Source organism: Selenomonas sp. (genome assembly GCF_052169755.1).
Lineage (GTDB): Bacteria > Bacillota > Negativicutes > Selenomonadales > Selenomonadaceae > Selenomonas.
This window is the reverse complement of sequence record NZ_JBQNBV010000033.1, coordinates 1-16872: the sequence shown is the minus strand read 5'-3', so window position 1 is coordinate 16872 and position 16872 is coordinate 1. Positions and strand designations below refer to the sequence as shown.

At 55.9% G+C, this 16872-nt stretch carries 10 protein-coding genes; 8 read left to right on the top strand and 2 right to left on the bottom strand.

The window, feature by feature from the left end; all coding sequences use genetic code 11:
• Positions 1-241: 241 nt before the first annotated feature.
• A complete protein-coding gene (locus tag ACTTKG_RS04005; RefSeq protein ID WP_442672965.1) occupies positions 242-5239 on the bottom strand; it encodes a TonB-dependent receptor domain-containing protein in 4998 nt (1665 codons plus the stop codon).
• 332 nt (positions 5240-5571) lie between these two features.
• Between ACTTKG_RS04005 and ACTTKG_RS04000 the strand changes: the two genes are divergently transcribed.
• From ACTTKG_RS04000 to ACTTKG_RS03975, 6 genes are read left to right on the top strand one after another with little or no spacing between them, the layout of a single operon-like run.
• A complete protein-coding gene (locus tag ACTTKG_RS04000) occupies positions 5572-6531 on the top strand; it encodes a YybS family protein (protein ID WP_442672964.1) in 960 nt (319 codons plus the stop codon).
• A 46-nt stretch (positions 6532-6577) separates the two neighbouring features.
• The gene (locus tag ACTTKG_RS03995; RefSeq protein WP_442672963.1) at positions 6578-8605 is read left to right on the top strand and encodes a DHH family phosphoesterase; all 2028 of its coding nucleotides are present in this window, start codon (positions 6578-6580) and stop codon (positions 8603-8605) included.
• Complete coding sequence (gene rplI / locus ACTTKG_RS03990; RefSeq protein WP_442672962.1) at positions 8562-9008, top strand: 50S ribosomal protein L9; 447 nt, start codon at positions 8562-8564, stop codon at positions 9006-9008. Before ACTTKG_RS03995 ends, rplI begins: the two co-directional genes overlap by 44 nt.
• Positions 9009-9024: 16 nt before the next feature.
• Entirely contained in the window at positions 9025-11061 is a 2037-nt protein-coding gene (gene lonC, locus ACTTKG_RS03985; protein ID WP_442672961.1) for a Lon family ATP-dependent protease, read from the top strand.
• Between the two features lies 1 nt (position 11062).
• Complete coding sequence (gene dnaB, locus ACTTKG_RS03980; RefSeq protein WP_442672960.1) at positions 11063-12388, top strand: replicative DNA helicase; 1326 nt, start codon at positions 11063-11065, stop codon at positions 12386-12388.
• 15 nt (positions 12389-12403) lie between these two features.
• Positions 12404-13888: a GH32 C-terminal domain-containing protein gene (locus tag ACTTKG_RS03975; protein ID WP_442672959.1), complete on the top strand. Its 1485-nt coding sequence runs from the start codon at positions 12404-12406 to the stop codon at positions 13886-13888.
• 626 nt (positions 13889-14514) lie between these two features.
• Here ACTTKG_RS03975 and ACTTKG_RS03970 read toward each other — a convergent pair.
• Complete coding sequence (locus tag ACTTKG_RS03970; protein WP_442672958.1) at positions 14515-15099, bottom strand: guanylate kinase; 585 nt, start codon at positions 15097-15099, stop codon at positions 14515-14517.
• Between the two features lie 427 nt (positions 15100-15526).
• On the opposite strand from ACTTKG_RS03970, the gene ACTTKG_RS03965 reads away from it, so the two are divergent.
• Positions 15527-16522 (top strand): pyridoxal-phosphate dependent enzyme, encoded by a 996-nt coding sequence (locus ACTTKG_RS03965; protein WP_442672957.1) that lies wholly within the window; start codon positions 15527-15529, stop codon positions 16520-16522.
• A gap of 74 nt (positions 16523-16596) precedes the next feature.
• On the top strand, positions 16597-16872 hold a 276-nt coding region (locus ACTTKG_RS03960), incomplete at its 3' end, for a TSUP family transporter (protein ID WP_442672956.1).

The following is a 16872-nucleotide window of genomic DNA, read 5'->3' as shown; positions in this document are numbered from 1 at the left end:
TTGGTTCCGTCGATGAAGATGTGCTCAAGCGATATGACGCCGAGCGTTTGCAGGAATGAGATTTTGCATGTATGGTTTGGCGATGGTGATGATATCGAAAACGAGGATGCCGTGCAGCATCCTCGCATTTAATTTATGGATCGTAATACAGAACAAAACGACCGCAGACGGAAAATGTCTGCGGTCGTTTGCTTGCTGTCGTTTCACCGCTTGCGGCTGATTCGCATCGGTAAGCGGCTTCTTAGAAGCGGTAAGTGACCTGCGCCCTTGCGAAGTTGCCGAGCTTGAAGGTCTCGGGGCCGTGCAGGGTGTCACGCTGGTTTGTACTCTTGGCGTCGAAGGTATAGAAAAGCTCTAAGAGCCAATTCTTCGCGGGGACGTAGCCGCCGCCGATGGAGAAGCTTTCGATGCCGTCGAGGTAGCGGTCGGGCAGGTAGTCCGTACCATTGCCGCCGAAGAAGGAACCGTGCTCGAAATGCTTGTAATCCACAAACGCATTCCATGTGCCGGGCTTATCCATATCGGCTTCGCCGATGTCAAGACGCGCCGTCCAGAAGGTCGGCACACCGCCGTCCTGGTGTCCGCGCGGCGTGAAGATATCGGTACGCGCAGGATGATCGAAGGTCGAATGACCGTTCATATACTTGCCGAACGCGGAGCGATTCTGCCCGTAGTCGAAGGAAACGGCGGTCTTCTTGCCGACCTGCCACTTGGCGCCGACGCCGATGACGTTCGCGAGTTGGTCGAACGTATGCTCATCGTTGCCCTTGCCGTTCGCTGCGAGAATCGTATGGCTCTTATCGCCGACGGAGCGCAGATACCATGCCGTCACGCCGAGATTCGGCGCAAGCTCTTTTCTGACCTGCAGATAGAACGCCTTGTCGATCGGCGGGATATCGTCCTTTTCAAGGACGACGCCCGTCGTCTTGATGAGGTTGCCGACAACATTGCCTAAAGAAGCGCGAGGCAGCTTGTTGCCGGATTCAGCCTCCGATACGATCTTATCAAGAAGCTGAAGATACTCATAGCCCATCTGGCTCATATTGGATAAGCCGTAATTGCTGTTCGCATCTGCAGAAGGCTTTTGGTAAAGTTCCTCTTTGAAGAACTTTAGGACATCGACATTCGTAAGCTTATATTTGTACGGGCTGGGTTCACCCCATTCATATTTATCTTCGTAGGTGCCAACCACGCCGTCAAATGTATAATCGTCGGATTTCGTTGTCCAATCGCTTGAGGATTTCCCCCGCCCGGAAGACAGCTCCCAAACCTCGCCCAAGTACTGACTCGTAGGGTTTCCCTCAGAATCGAATTTGTAGTCTCTCCAGTTTTCCCGCGCCCTGTATTCCGCAATCTCTTTATAGGTGCTTTCCACTTCCGCAGAATGCTTCTCGAAATACGAACCATCGGACTGCAATGCGTCGGGATCGGTCGGCTTGATGGAAAATTTCTTTTCCATATCCCTTGCCCACGCCTTGCCTGCTGGGGTGGTTTCTCCCTCGGGACCGTTGAAATTCACCGGCGCCTTCTTGATCTTTACATTGCCATGCGAATCTTTGATCCTATAGTAGACATAGGAACCAAACGTCGGCGGGCGCAGCGGAATGGTTTTCTTCGCAAGATCGCTGCCATACGCCTGATTGACGATGGACTGCATCCGCTTCAATACTTCCATTTTGTCCGCAATCGTCGGAGCATCCTTGAGCTGCTGATAGAAGTATAGATTCTGCGTCTGCGCCGTATCGCCTGCCGCCTTCGCAGCAGCATACGCCTGATCGCCGGCATCAGCTGCATGCGCCCGATCCGGCACATCCCGATCAAGTCCGAGGAACTCGGCGGCTGTCGGCGGCCGATAGAACGACTGATTTGTCACATGCGTATATGCCGTGTCCGCTACACCTGTCGAGTGCTTGAATGTACCGAAGCCCAAGCGCACCTGCATATCCTTCGCAGTGTTCGTATAGACGGCACGCACGCCGTCGTATTCCTTGCCGAACCAATAGCCCGTGACGCCCATCGGCTCTTGGATGCGGCCGAGCGCAAAGGTCCAATCCTTCGCCTTGTGTGTCAGAGCCGCACGCTCCAGCCGCGCTTCGCTCAAGCCCTTCTTTTCGGGCAGACTTTCTGCCGTATCGACGTCGCCTCTGCCCGACAGGCTGCCGACGACGGTGAGATCGGTGTTCTCGCCGAGACGTGCGCTTGCGCCGACGCGCACGCGCTGCTCGAACGCATGACCGTCCGCATCAAGCATATTCTTCTGCGCCGCTTCGCTGACGGAAGAATTCTCTGTATACGTTGACTGCGGGCGATTCGTGCCGTTGTGCGCGTTCCAACGCATCTGATAGTCGCCGAAGAACTCGACGCCTTCCTTGCGGCTCTCATCGAAGTCTTTGAGCAGGAAGCCCTGCAGGCGCGGCGCTTCGTCCTCTGCCGTTTCGTTGAGCGCTACGGGCGTGCCTGCCGCCTTTCTGACCTTCTTCTTCCATGCCGTATCGAACTTGAAGTTCGCGCCGAAGCGATAGATGCGCTCCTGTGTCGCGCGGTCATCGTCACGGTGATTGAAGAGGTTGTTGACGCCGAAGTAGATCATGGCGTCGGGCGAAAGCTGCTTCTGGATCATGATGTTCCAAATGCCAAAAGTCTTACTTTGATATGCGTGCTTCTGGTCGAGCGCCAATCCGCCCTTCAGATAGTCCGTCCAATAGTTTGCACCATTCGCAAGCGTATTGCTGTCGAGCATATCGATATAGTAATCGCCCCAGATCTGACCGCTCCAACCGTATTGCTTGTTTTCGTAGGCAAACGCGATGTCGATCTTATGTTTCGGGCGGTCAAGAAGCCGATCCGGCATCAAGGGATCCGTCTTATTGAGTGCATAGAGCCATGTATAGCCGAGCTTCACATTCCAGAAGGGGCTGAGCTTGTGGCTCACTTCTGCCTCAAGACCCGTGATCTCTGCCTGTCCGATGTTCTTGAAGCTGTAAATCAAATCCGGCGCACGCATCCATTTTTGATTTGGATCCTTGATATACGGTGCAAAATCAAGAATTTTTCCTGTGTAGTAAACAGACATGTAATCGCGGATGCGGTTGTGGAAAATGCCGACACGCGCATACGTATCCTTTGTTTCCCCCTCGATGCTCATGTCAATATTGAAAGATTTCTCAGGCTTGAGGTTGGGATTGCCTGCCCACCACCAGCCCATTTTCGCGTCACCGCCGCCAAAAAGTCCGGGAAGCGGTGTACTGGCATACATCTCCCAGTTATACCAAAGCTCGCCCATGCCCGGCTCCGTATAGCCCGTGCCGATGTTCGCCTTGAAGCGGCGATGCGGATTGCCCGCGATGTTGTGCGTGATACCGAGGTTGCCCGAGATATTCGTGCCGAAGAGACTGCTGTAATCCAGACGCAGAATCGGTGAGAAGATCGTATTCTTCGACAACTGCCATGTATCGCCGACGAAGAAATTGTAGCGCTGGATCGAGCCGCTGCCCACCGTGATGCGCTGGTCACGCTCCCAATATTCTTCAAGGAACATTTTCCCGTTCAACGTGGGAGTACCTACCGCATTTTTATCGGCACGGTTAATGCCCTTCTGGAAGTATTCGCCAACAATGTTGCTTCCGGGATACTCCGCGCCATTATGTCGGCTCTTGTATTCGTCCTTCAGTTTCGCTTCAAGTTCGTCATAGTCCGCTTTGAGATTCGACCGCGCAATATCCGTAATCTTACGCGTGCCTACATAGAGATCGTAGTACCAATCCTCCGTAAGCTTTCCGTCTTGGAATCGATACTTTGTAAAGTCATTATAGGTAAGTTTCGGATTATAGCCGAGATTTTTTTCTTCATCGTAGTTGTAGTACTCAAGTTCTTCCAGCCATTTCGGATTCCCCGTATATTCTTTCGGAAACGCATAATCGTGAATATGCGACCAAATATAATTGGTCGTATCTTCGCCGCGCATCAGGCGATCCTTTTTGTCAACCAGCAGACTTTTATCATAATCCCACGGGTCGATGTGGCGCGTCGAGATGTTCGGCGAACTCTTGAGACGGCTGCCCTCTCCGGACTCCTTCGTATAGCCGAAACCGTAGCTGAGGAGATGCTTGTCACCCAGCTGCGTATTTGCCGATGCCTTGAGGTCAAACTGACTGTGATCGACGTTGTCAACGTAGCGCAGCTCGTTCTTTCCCTCATAAACCGACTTGCCCGCATAGTTGATCAGCGATACATCGTCTTCTTTGATCGTCGTATAATTGAACTCAACATTCCAATCGCTGATCTTGTTCATGCCGCGCCAGCCGAGGTTGTATGCGTCGCGTCCTGTCTTGCGTTTGAAATGCTGCTGCGGCTCAAGGTCGGAGTCCGTCCGCTTGATGACGCGGCTGAGATCTTCAGCATAGTGGTCAACGCGGAACTCAAAGGAGTTGTTCTTATTGGCATCGTAGGTGCCTACAAGACCGACCGTCGCCGTATCACCGTAGAAACGCAGCGCATTCGGCTCAAAGTCGAGATCAGAGCCGCTCAGACCAGTTTTCTTGCGCTCCCTGCTCGCGTACACAGGCATGACCTCGCGCTTGCTGCCCGAAAGGCCGATGCGGAACTTGCCCATGTCGCCCGAGTCGGCGCGCAGGAAGAAGTTCGTATAGGGGATCTTGTGATCGTCGTCGGCGCGGCGCATACTCTCGACGTTGAACTGCACGCCCGGCTCATGCTGCGCTTTCTTCGTGATGATGTTGACGACGCCGCCGATGGCGTCCGAGCCGTACTTCGCGCTCGCTGCGCCCTGGATGATCTCGATGCGCTCGACGTTCTCCGTGCCGAGACGCATGACTTCGTCCGCCGCGCCCGAATATTTCGCAAGATCTCCCAAGACGGGCTGTCCGTCCACGAGGATCAGCGTGTGGCGCGGCTCTGCGCCGCGAATCGAGATGCCGACGCGCCCCATAGCGTCGACCGTGCGCGAGACGCCCGTCTCGGAGAAGATGATGTCTTCGACGGCTTTCGCCTGCTTCTTTTCGATGTCCTCCTTGGTGATGATCGTCTTCTGCTGCGACTCGTACTTCGCTTCTTCCTGCGCCGCCTGTGCTTCGACGTCAACGGCTTCCGTCTGGACGCGCTGTGTCTCCTGGGGGGGGGCATCTTCTGCGTGCGCCGCATTCAAAGGCGCCGCCAGCCAAAGCGCCACGCCCAGCGAGAGCAGCTTGTAGTCATGGAGACGGAACTTCTTCCTTGCCATTCTGTTTCCTCCTTAGCGAATATGAATTAGATTGAATTGCAGGCTCAATTATAATCTAAACTGAAAATGAATACAAATACATTTTTAACCTAATGACGATTAAAAATCTATAATCTATCTCAAATAGAGGTATCCTCCGCTCTCACTTCATGACACAGGCTCTGCTAAAATGAAGTCGCCCGAATTTGCACGGATGCGCTGCGTGCGGCCGGGGGCTGAATTTATCAGCGCTTCCTTAACAATCCTCGTCTTTTCTGTTATAATAGGGTATCGTGACAAAAACAACCGTGCACGCTTTGGAATCTGTGCACGCGTTCAGAGAGGATGACACAATGACGATGCGACAGATCTCGCCGGCGCAGGAGCGTTGGGCGTTTCTCATCATGGCGATTCTTTTTGCGCTTGCCGCACCGTTTCTGCCGATCTTGGGCGTGTTCCTGCTTTTGGGCTGGACAGCGCCGCTGATCGTTTTGATCGTGCGCCACGGCTACGGTTACACCGTCCCCGGCGTGCTCGCTGCGGCGGGCTTTTACTATGCTGTGCTGGGCGCGATGGGAGCTATGCACACGATGCTTCTCGTCGTTCCGCTGGCTTTGATCTTTGGCTTTGGACTGCGCCGCAAGTGGGCGGCTGTACGTCTTGTCAAATGGGGCTTGGCGGCGTCGCTCTCCGGCACGACCGTCTCTTTGTTAGCGGTGGCGCTCATCTTTGGCGTCGATCCTTTGGCGCCGTTTGTCGATGCCGTGCGCGAGTCGTACCAGGCTATCGGCTCCGCCGTGCAGTCGGGCGGCAGTCTCACACCGTCGGAAGCGCAGGCTTTTGAGAAGCAGGTGTCGTCGCTGATGGAGACGGTCTCCTTGCTTGCGCCGACAATTTTCCTCGTGGAGGCGGCGCTCGCGGTTCTGTTGAATTTTTTTGCCGCAGGGCTGCTGCTCTCGCGCGTTGGGGAGAAGATGCCGAAGCTGCCGCCGTTTTCTGAGTGGCGTTTTTCCGTCTATTTCCTCTTTCTCTTCGGTTTTTCCCTCGTCGGGCTTTATTGGGGCGGCACGCGCCGCATACCGCTTCTCTATGAAGCATCGCTCAACGGCGACATCATCGCGACGTTTGCCGGACTGATCCAAGGTTTTTCGCTCTTGTGGTATGCAGCGGATCATTGGCGCGTCGGTCGCTTTTGGCGTTGGGTTCTCGTCGCTTTTGCCGTCTTGAGCGCATTTTTAATGCAGCTCATCGCTTTCACGGGGCTTTTCGATATGTATTTCGACTATCGCCGCCGCTTCAGTCGTCGGCGGTAATGTGTCTCCGGAGAGGCGCATTCCAATTCCATAGGAGGTGGCTTTCTTGCCTCGAAATTTGTCGGCATGGGTGGACGCCTGCGTTCATCTCGCCGCTTTGCTGGCGCTCGTCCTGCTGCTGTCTTACTACAACGCTTACGTTGCGTCCATCGCTTTCGTCGTCTGGCTGCTCGTCGCGCTCTTTGCACGCGAGCGCTGCCGTGCGCGTCAGCGAGCTTTTGACGCATACTGCCGCGATGTCGTGCGCAATGTCAATGAGGTGACAAACTTTGCGATTGAGCGTCTGCCGCAGGCGGTCGTCATCGTCAATCCCGAGGGGCGTATCGCCTGGACGAATCATGTGACGCAAGAATACTTAGGAGGGCAGCCGGAGGCCGGTCTTGCGCTGAAAGATTACTGGCCCGGCATCATTTTGGAGCCGATCTGGGGTGCGTCGGGCGAGTATGTATTTTCCCATGAAGCGCACTATTACAAGGTTCGCTACCGCCCCATCGTGACGTCGGACGACATCCAAGGGCTTATGGCTCTTTATGTGGAAGATTGGACGGAGTACGAGGAGATGCGGATTTTCTTCAAGAACAGCCGTGCCGTACTTTCTTACATCCAGATCGACAACTTCGATGAGGTCATGCAGGGGCTTTCGGAGGCGGAACGCACGGCGCTCCTCTTTGAGGCGAATCGTCGTCTTGACGAGTGGCTCAAGGGTCTCGGCGGCTTCATGCGGCGCGTGAGCGACGATCTCTATGTCGCCGTGCTTGAGCGAAAGGCTTTGGATCGCGCCATCGAGGAGCATTTCGACATCCTCGACCGCGTGCGCAACTTGCAGAGTACGAACCGCCTGCCGCTGACGCTTTCGATGGGTCTTGCCGTCGCTGAGGAACAGTCGATGGAAGAGCTTGGCAGGGAGGCGCAGGCAGGTCTTGATCTCGCGCTCGGACGCGGCGGCGATCAGGTCGCCGTGCGCATGGGCGGCAAGAATCAATTCTTCGGCGGCAAGGCGAAGGCGGTGGAAAAGCATACGCGCGTCAAGGCGCGCGTCGTCGCCCATGCCGTGCGTGAAATCATGGAGAACGCCGACGAAGTCTTTATCATGGGACACCACAACGAGGACTTCGATTGCTTCGGCGCGGCGATCGGCGTCGCAAAGATGGCGCGGGATCTAAAAAAGCCCGTCCATATTGTCTTGAGCGATATGAACGAGGGCATTGATAAACTCATCGGGTTCTTGGGTGACGCCCCTGAATATGAGGGGCTGATCGTTCGTGCCGAGGATATGGAGAGCATTGATTCTTTGAATCCTGTCCTCTTTGTCGTCGATACGCACATCCCGCATCTCGTCGCCGCGCCCGTACTTTTAGAACGCATCGCACAGGTCATTGTCATCGACCATCATCGGCGCTCGGGCGACAGTTTCATCAAGTCGCCGCTGCTCGTCTACATCGAACCGGCGTCCAGCTCGACGAGCGAGCTTGTCACGGAGCTTTTGATGTATTTCAGCGAAGATCTTGTGCTTTCGCGTCTCGCCGCGACGGCTCTCTATTCGGGCATCGTCGTCGATACGAAGAATTTTTCCGTGCAGACGGGCATCCGCACCTTCGAGGCGGCGGCATACCTTCGGCGAGGCGGCGCCGATCCCGTCGTCGTGCGCCATCTCTTTCGCGCCGATTTCGAGACGGAGCGGGCGCTTTCCGGCGCAAAGGCGGGCGCCCGCCTTTACCCCGGCGGGCTTATCACAGCGCGTTTCCCCGACGTCATCCCCAATGTGCAGGCGATCGCGGGACAGGTCGCCGACTCGCTCCTTCGCATCGAGGGCGTGCGCATGAGTCTCGTCTTTTTCCAGCTTGATACGGAGACGGTCGGCATCAGCGCACGCTCTACGGGCGAACTCAATATGCAGGTCATCATGGAGAGCTTCGGCGGCGGCGGACACCAAAACGTCGCCGGAGCGCAGGTCAAAGGTGAAGCGCTCGCCTCGATTGAGGAGCGCGCCGTCGCCATCAGTGAGAAACATATAGAGGAGAATGATCAAGATGAAAGTGATATTGCAGCAGGACGTCAAGAAGGTCGGAAATAAGGGCGCTGTCATCGAGGTTTCGGATGGGTACGGCAGGAACTTCCTGCTGCCGAAGAAGCTCGCCGTCGAAGCGACGGCGGCGAATCTCGAAACCGCGAAGCAGCAGGCGAACTCTGCCGCAAGGAAGAAGCAGCAGGCGACCGACGAAGCGCGTCTTTTGGCATCGCAGCTCGAAAAGGTCAGCGTCACGGTCGCCGTGCGCATCGGCGAAGGCGGCAAGCTCTTCGGCTCGGTCACGGGCAAGGACGTCGCCGATGCGCTGGCAAAAAACAACGGCATCGAGCTGGATCGCCGCAAGATCGCTTTGAAGTGCGAGGTCACAGGCCCGGGCGAATACGAAGCCGTCATCAAGGTGCATCCCGAGATTCAGAGCACAATCAAGGTTCTTGTCGTCGCTGAATGAGCAAGGAAGAGGTATCATGCTGAAATTTTTCAAGCGTCTGTTTTCCTCCGCGCCCAAGCCGGGAGAAGATGCGCCGCAGGGCAGCGGCGAGGAGCGCATAGACCGTGAGATCGATGCGCTCTATGCCATCCTTGCTGAAGAGGCAGGGTCGGACAGGCTCGTCATCAAGGCGGGCAAGATGGACGCCATGCGCCTCATGCGCTCGCCTGTTCGCGGCGAGCGCGTTCTTGCGCTTGAGCGCATCGTTTACGAGAACCCGACGATTGAGCGCGTGCCGCCGGAAGCGGAGATCCCCGCCGTCCTCGCCGATTTGTCCGAGCGCATCGCCGACATCATGGCGCGGCGCAGCATGGAGGACAAGATCGAGCAGAAGATTCAGGAAAAGCTCGAAGAGAACCATCAAGACTATGTGCAGGACATCCGTATGCAGGTCTTGAAGGATGAGAAAAGCGCCGTCGAGTCGCCGCAGGCGGCAAAGAAGCGCGAGGAGCTTGAAGCGCTCGAAAAAATCCATCTCACGCAGTCTGTCATGGAGCTTCTGCGCCCCAAGACGCTCGATGAGGTCGTCGGTCAAGAACGCGCCGTCAAGGCACTTGCGTCGAAGCTCGCTTCGCCCTATCCGCAGCATCTCCTGCTCTACGGGCCTCCGGGCGTCGGCAAGACGACAGCGGCACGCATCGTCTTAGAAGCCGTCAAAAAGGAAGCGCACTCGCCCTTTGCCGAGAACGCGCCTTTCGTCGAGACGGACGGCACGACGCTTCGCTGGGACTCGCGCGACATGACGAACCCGCTCTTAGGATCGGTGCATGACCCGATCTATCAGGGCGCACGCCGCGATCTCGCCGATGGCGGCATCCCCGAGCCGAAGCCCGGCATGGTCACAGAAGCGCACGGCGGCATCCTCTTCATCGACGAGATCGGCGAGATGGACGAAATGCTGCAAAACAAGCTCTTGAAGGTGCTTGAGGACAAGCGCGCTTATTTCGAGTCCGCCTACTACGACCATACGGACGAAAAGGTGCCGCCCTACATCCGAAAGCTCTTTGAGGAAGGCGCCCCCGCCGACTTCGTGCTGATCGGCGCGACGACGCGCGACGCTTCGCACGTCAATCCTGCGCTTCGCTCGCGCTGTGCGGAAATCTATTTCGAGCCGCTGACGCCCAAGCACATCGAGGAGATCGTGCAAAATGCGGCAAAGAAGCTCCGCGTTGAGGTCGCCGACGAAGTCGTGCGCCTCATCAGCGAATACACGACGGAAGGCAGGAAGGCGATCAATATCCTCGCTGATGCCTACAGTCTCGCGCTTTCGCGCACGAAGGACGGCGAGAGCGTCAAGATCGCCAAGAGCGACATCTACGAGGTCGCGCAGGTCAGCCGTCTCTATCAGTTTGTGACGAAGAAAGCGTCGAAGAAGCCCGAAATCGGTCACGTCTTCGGACTCGGCGTCGCAGGCTTTTTAGGCTCCGTCATTGAGATCGAAGCTGTCGTCTTTCCCGCCGAGGAAAAGGGCAAGGGACAGGTGCGCTTCAACGAAACGGCGGGCAGCATGGCGAAGGACTCCGTCTTCAACGCGGCGTCCGTATTGCGCCATCTGACGGGCAAGAGCATCCACGACTATGACGTGCATATCAACGTCATCGGCGGCGGCAACATCGACGGCCCGAGCGCGGGCACGGCGATCCTCGCGGCGCTCGTCAGCGCCGTGACAGAGAAGCCGCTTCGTCAGGATGTCGCAGTCACGGGCGAAATCTCTCTCGCCGGTCGCGTGCGTCCCGTCGGCGGCGTCTTTGAAAAGGCGTACGGCGCGAAGCAGGCGGGCATCCGGACGCTCGTGATTCCGAAGGAGAACGACAAGGACATCCCCGAGGGGCACTTGGGGCTTGACATCCATGCCGTCGAGACGGCGGAGGACGCCTTCGCCGTGCTGTTTGCTCCGGATAGAGACGGCGAACCGCTGCGCTGGCAGTTAAAAAAGCCCGAAAAAAAAGCGGTCGGCAGCGACAAAATTTCTGCCGATGAAGCATCCGGCGAAACGTCGAAGGAGGCGGTCTGATATGGAGCGTATGCCGCCCGCAAGCGTCGAAGCCGAGCAGGCCGTCCTCGGCGCGATGCTCTTAAAGCCCGATGCCGTGACGACCGCTGCCGAAGAGCTGACGGCGGACGACTTCTACCGTGAGACGCACCGCTTGATCTTCGAAGCCATGATGGATCTGAAGGAGCGCACGGAGCCGGTCGATCTCGTGACCTTGACCGAGCAGCTGAAAAAAGCGGACAAGCTCACAAAGATCGGCGGCATCCCCGCGCTCTCTCTGATCGCAAATTCCGTGCCGACGGCGGCAAACGTGCAGTACCACGCGCGTATCGTGCGCGAGAAAGCACAGCTTCGCTCGCTGATTCATGCGGCGACGGAAATCGCAGGCGCTGCCTATGAGGACGCCGAGGACGTCGAGGACATCATGGACAGCGCGGAAAAGCGCATCTTGGAAGTCGCCTCGGGCAAGCGCAGCAAGGACTTCGTACCGCTGCAGGACATCCTTTTGAATACGCTTGAGCAGATCGAAGCGCGTTACAGCAACAAGGGCAATATCACGGGACTGCCAACAGGCTTCACCGAGCTTGACCATTTGACGGCGGGTCTGCAAAAGTCCGACCTCATCCTCGTCGCCGCGCGCCCCTCGATGGGAAAGACGGCGTTCACCCTGAATATTGCGGCGCACGTCGTGCTGCGTGCGAAAGAGCCCGTCGCCTTTTTCTCCTTGGAGATGAGCAAGGAGCAGCTCGTGCAGCGACTGATCTGCTCGGAAGGACGCATTGATTCGCAGCGCCTGCGCGTCGGCGAGCTTGAGGACAAGGAGTGGGGCGACCTCATCGACACGGCGAACCGCCTGTCCGCCGCGCCGCTCTACATCGATGATACGCCGGGCATCACTGTCATGGAACTGCGTTCAAAAGCGCGCCGCCTGAAGGCAGAGCAGGGACTTTCGCTCATCATCATCGACTATCTGCAGCTCATGCAGGGACGCACGAGCAAGAGCGGCGACAACCGCCAACAGGAGATCTCGGAGATATCTCGCTCCTTAAAAGCGCTCGCGCGAGAGCTGAACGTCCCCGTCGTCGCCCTCTCTCAGCTCTCAAGAAGCGTCGAATCGCGCCAGATCAAGCGTCCGATGCTCTCCGATCTCCGCGAATCCGGCTCCTTAGAGCAGGACGCCGACATCGTCATGTTTCTCTACCGCGAGGACTACTACGATCCCGATACAGAGAACAAAAACATCACGGAAGTCATCATCGCCAAGCACAGGAACGGTCCTGTCGATACCGTCGAGCTTACGTTCCTCAAGCAGTTCACGAAGTTTGGCAATCTCTCTCGTATGCAATGAAAGTAGGATGATCTGATGGAATACGACAAGAAGGAACTTGACTCTCGTTTGAAGGACGAGCTGCACCATGCAGGTCACCGTTGGCGCAACCGCTTTCATCTTGAGCTGCCGTTCGGCTTCACGGGCAGTGTCAAAGGCCTCGTCTTCTTTCAAGGCGAGTACCATCTGTTTTGCCAATGGAATCCCTTTTCCACCAAGGATGAAAATAAAGGCTGGGTCGAATTCAAGACGCGCGACTTCGTCTACTGGACGGATCCAAAGCTCGTCTTATGGCCGACGGGCGACGACGACCGTGACGGCTGCGGCTCCGGCTCCGCTTTCATCAACGGCGGAAACCTGCGCGTCCTCTACACAGGCAAACGCGAAGAGAACGGCAAGCGTGCAAACCGCCAGATCCTCGGTACCATGACGAAGGACGGCATCATTCAAAAGGATATGGTGCTCATCAAAAAGCAGCCCGACGGCTATACCGACCTCTTCCAAGGACCGCACTTTTTCGTGCGCAGCAGCCACGCCTATGCACTTCTCGGCGCACAGGCGCAGCCGACGGACGATGCTCGCGGCTGTATTCTGCTCTACCGTGAGGAGAAGGGGCTCTTCCGCTTTGCAGGCGAGCTTAAAACACAGCTCGGCTTCTTCGGCAAAGTCTGGGAATGCCCGTCGCTTCTTTCCTTCGGCAAACATGATGTACTCTTCTTTTCACCGCGAGGTCTCTCGGGACGCGCGTTCGATTGGCAGAACCTCTTCCAATCGGGCTATGTCACAGGGCATCTGTCGCTCTCCGGGCGCGAGATGCTGCACGGCAAGTTCCACGAACTCGATCGCGGCTTCGACTTCTTCGCACCGCATATAGGCGTGCACGAGGGGCGTGCCATCCTCTTCGGCTGGATGAGTATGCCGCATAACGACGCCGACTATCCGACGGGCGAGCACGGCTGGATGCACACTTTGACCATGCCGCGCATCCTATCGCTCAAGCAGGGCAAGCTCTATGCAAAGCCCGCCCCCGAGCTAAAATCTCTGCGCATAGCGAGCAGCGCACGCGAGCTTTCCGGCAGAGCCGTACCGTCCTTAAAAACGGAGCTTGCCGCCTACGGCTCGGAAATTCTTCTGAACATCGTCCTCGGCATCACCCAGCATCTCAAGATCGAACTTCGCTACGGCAGGGAAAAAGTGAAGATCCTCTACGACCGCGAAGCGGACACCATCGAGATCAACCGCGAAGGCATGAAGCTCGGCGGTCGCGGCGTGCGCACCTTCAAGCTATACACCTACCACTCACTCACCATGAACATCTTCATCGACCGCACCGCCATCGAGATCTTCTTCCAAAACGGCGAAGAAGTCGCTTCCTTCCTTGTATTTCCGGAAGAGGACGTCCCCCCCGTATTCTACCTCGAAGCCGATGCGCCCATAGAAAAGGTCATGGGTACAATCTGGGATCTCGACCGCCTGCGTTACGGAGAAAGCAAGCCGCAGAAACGCAAGTACAGGTTCTGAGACGATCTTTGCACCAAAGAAGCCGTAGGCAGCGCATATATGCGCTGCCTACGGCTTCTTTTCTCGAAAGTCGATCCCCGCCGGTATACTCGGTTCATCCGGAGCCATGAAACCTTTGCCGTGCCGTCATGGAGAAGAGCGCGATGGCTTTTCTTCTTCGGCAATCAAGCGGTCTCGGCATCATGCGCCTTACAGCCGGCGCATTTTCCACTCGGACTTGGAATTTGTCGGAACAACTCTTCTTTTGCGTCAGCCTGTCCGATGCTTTCGGCATCGTTTCAGCGGACGCCGCGATGCACTACTCTTCGGACTCGTTGCATATCGACACCTGTGTCTTGCCTTACATCAGTTCCACAGGCGCCCCTCAACCCTTCAAAATGTTTGTTCCGCTTCCTGCCGCCATGCTGCGGTCGGCTTGCCGCCCTTTGGATACTATCCGTGCGCTTGTTCATCTTGGCTGCAAGGAACGCTCCCTTTCGCCTGCAAGCGTCCTCGCAAGGGTCGTCGACTTTCATCTACACGTTCATTATAGAACGCCATTCATAATCTGTCAATAATATTTTGAAAAATCTCATAGATATTTTTCGCCAGTTCTGCCAATAAAGAACAGCCCTTGCGGGCTGCTTTTATTCCACAATCTCTTTGAGCTTCTCCTGCGGAAGAAGCTGCATCAAACCTAAAATGGCAAGGATTTGACTGAATGCCGTACCGGGATCGTTCACGCTTTTTATCTTCACGACATGCGTGGCATTTTTCCAGTTGTCGAACTCGCTATTGTTCTCCGCATATTCCAAATGATACTTGATTTCATGATTCTTATGCCCCAAGCGAATCATACGTTCGACGAGCGTCACATAATCTGCCATGAGGAAGATCGTTTCAAGATTCTCTTTCAACAAGCGCGTAAGCTGCTTAATCCCATTCGATTCCAGCATTAGGAGACTGATCTTATGCTCCTGCAGCGCCGAGAGGACATCCTTTTTTAAGATGCCATAGTAATCTCCCTTATATGTGACATTTACGATATATTCCTGCTTGAAAAACTCCGCCTTGCTGACGAAACAGTAAAACCTTGCATCCGAATCGATTTTTCCCTGTACCCGCGTCGTATACAGCGGAATGTAATGAATTCCCAGCTGCATGAGCTTATCAATCAACACGGTTTTGCCCGAGGCATGCGGTCCAACCAGTGCATAAATTTTATTTGTCATAGTCCTCTCCCAAAAACAAGATGCGGCAGACGCCAAAGAAGAAGAAAAACGAGAGCGCATCTCTCGTTTCACAGCGTTTTAAGCCTTCTGCCACAACAATAAAAACCAAGGTCGTGCAGAATCTTCTCACATGCTATCATACATCATTTCACCCTCTTTGCCAACCATATTTCGCTTCGGAATCGCTTATCTTTTCTTGATTTTTCCTTAGAAATCATAACGAAGGTGTGTGAAAAGTTTCTGAAGGAAAAGGAAATGCGCTTGAAAAAGCGAATATTACCAGTAAAGAAAACTTTTCCTGCAAGGCGAAACATTGGATAGACTGCAATAAAGCCCCAAGAGGTCACGCCCGAAGGGCGCAAACCGATGAGTCAGGCTTCTGTAAGGACGTTTGTGCGTGTAGTTTACGCGAAAGGCGGGATGCTCCATGTATTTTTACTGTGACAAGTGCAAGAAAAAATATCCGATCAGCTCGATGAACTATCGCTGCGAATGCGGCGGCATGTTTCATCTGAACAAATCGGCAAATGAAGAGACCATGCATGATATCATGATCGGACACATGCACACCGATCTCCTGAGCATTGAAATTGACGGCATCGAATACCTCTTGAAAACGGAGAATCTGCTGCCGACCGGCTCTTTCAAGGATCGCGGCGCCTACACGCTGATCAACGAGATCCACCACGTCGGCGTCAGCAAGATCGCACTCGATTCGGCAGGCAACGCCGGCGCTTCCATCGCGGCGTATGCAGCGGCGGCAGGCATAGACTGCACGGTTTATGTGCCGAAGGAGACGTCGCCCGACAAACTGCGCCAGATCACAGCCTACGGCGCAAAGATCGTCAAAACCGAAGGCGGGCGCATGGGCGCATGTCAGACGGTCAAGGAGAATCTCGGCGACGCTTACTACGCCTCGCACGTTTACAATCCGCTGTTCTTCGAGGGCATGAAAGCGATGGCTTACGAGATTTACGAGCAGCTCGGCGAGAGCGTGCCCGAGTATATCTTCATGCCCGTCGGCAATGGCACGATGCTTTTGGGGCTTTACTACGGCTTCATCGAGATCGGCCGCCTGCCGCGACTCGTGCCCGTGCAGAGCAAAAACTGTGCGCCTCTTTACGAAGCGTTCAACAAGATCCCCGCAAGCCCCAAGAGGAATACGATCGCCGAGTCCATCCGCATCGAGACGCCCAAGCGGCTTAACGACATGCTTGCCGCTGTCACGAACAGCGGCGGCGACGTCCTCATCGTAGACGACGAGGACATCATCAAGTGCAAGGAGCTTCTCGGTCATCGCGGCATCTATGTAGAAACGACGAGCGCGGCGGCTCTTGCAGGCGCCATGCAGATCTTCGGCACGGCAAAGCCCGACAACTATCGCGTCGTCGTCCCGCTGACAGGCTCAGGCCTCAAGGGATAAACGACAAGCGTCACAAGGCGGCTCGAAGAGCCGCCTTGTGCTTTAGAAGCTAAACCAATGGGGGACAAGACATCATGGGCATTGAGATGCTGCTCTTTATCTGCGGCATGGGATTTTTGGCGGCGTTCATCGACGCCGTCGTCGGCGGCGGCGGGCTGATCTCGATTCCGGCACTGATGATGACGGGGCTGCCGCTCCTTGAAGTACTCGGCACGAACAAAGCGGCTGCCGTCATGGGCGCGTGTACAAGCTTCATCTCCTTCATCCGAAGCGGCAAGGTCGATCTGAAACTCATCCGTCTGCTCTTTCCGATCACGCTCGTAGGCTCCGCCGTCGGCGTGCTCGTCGTG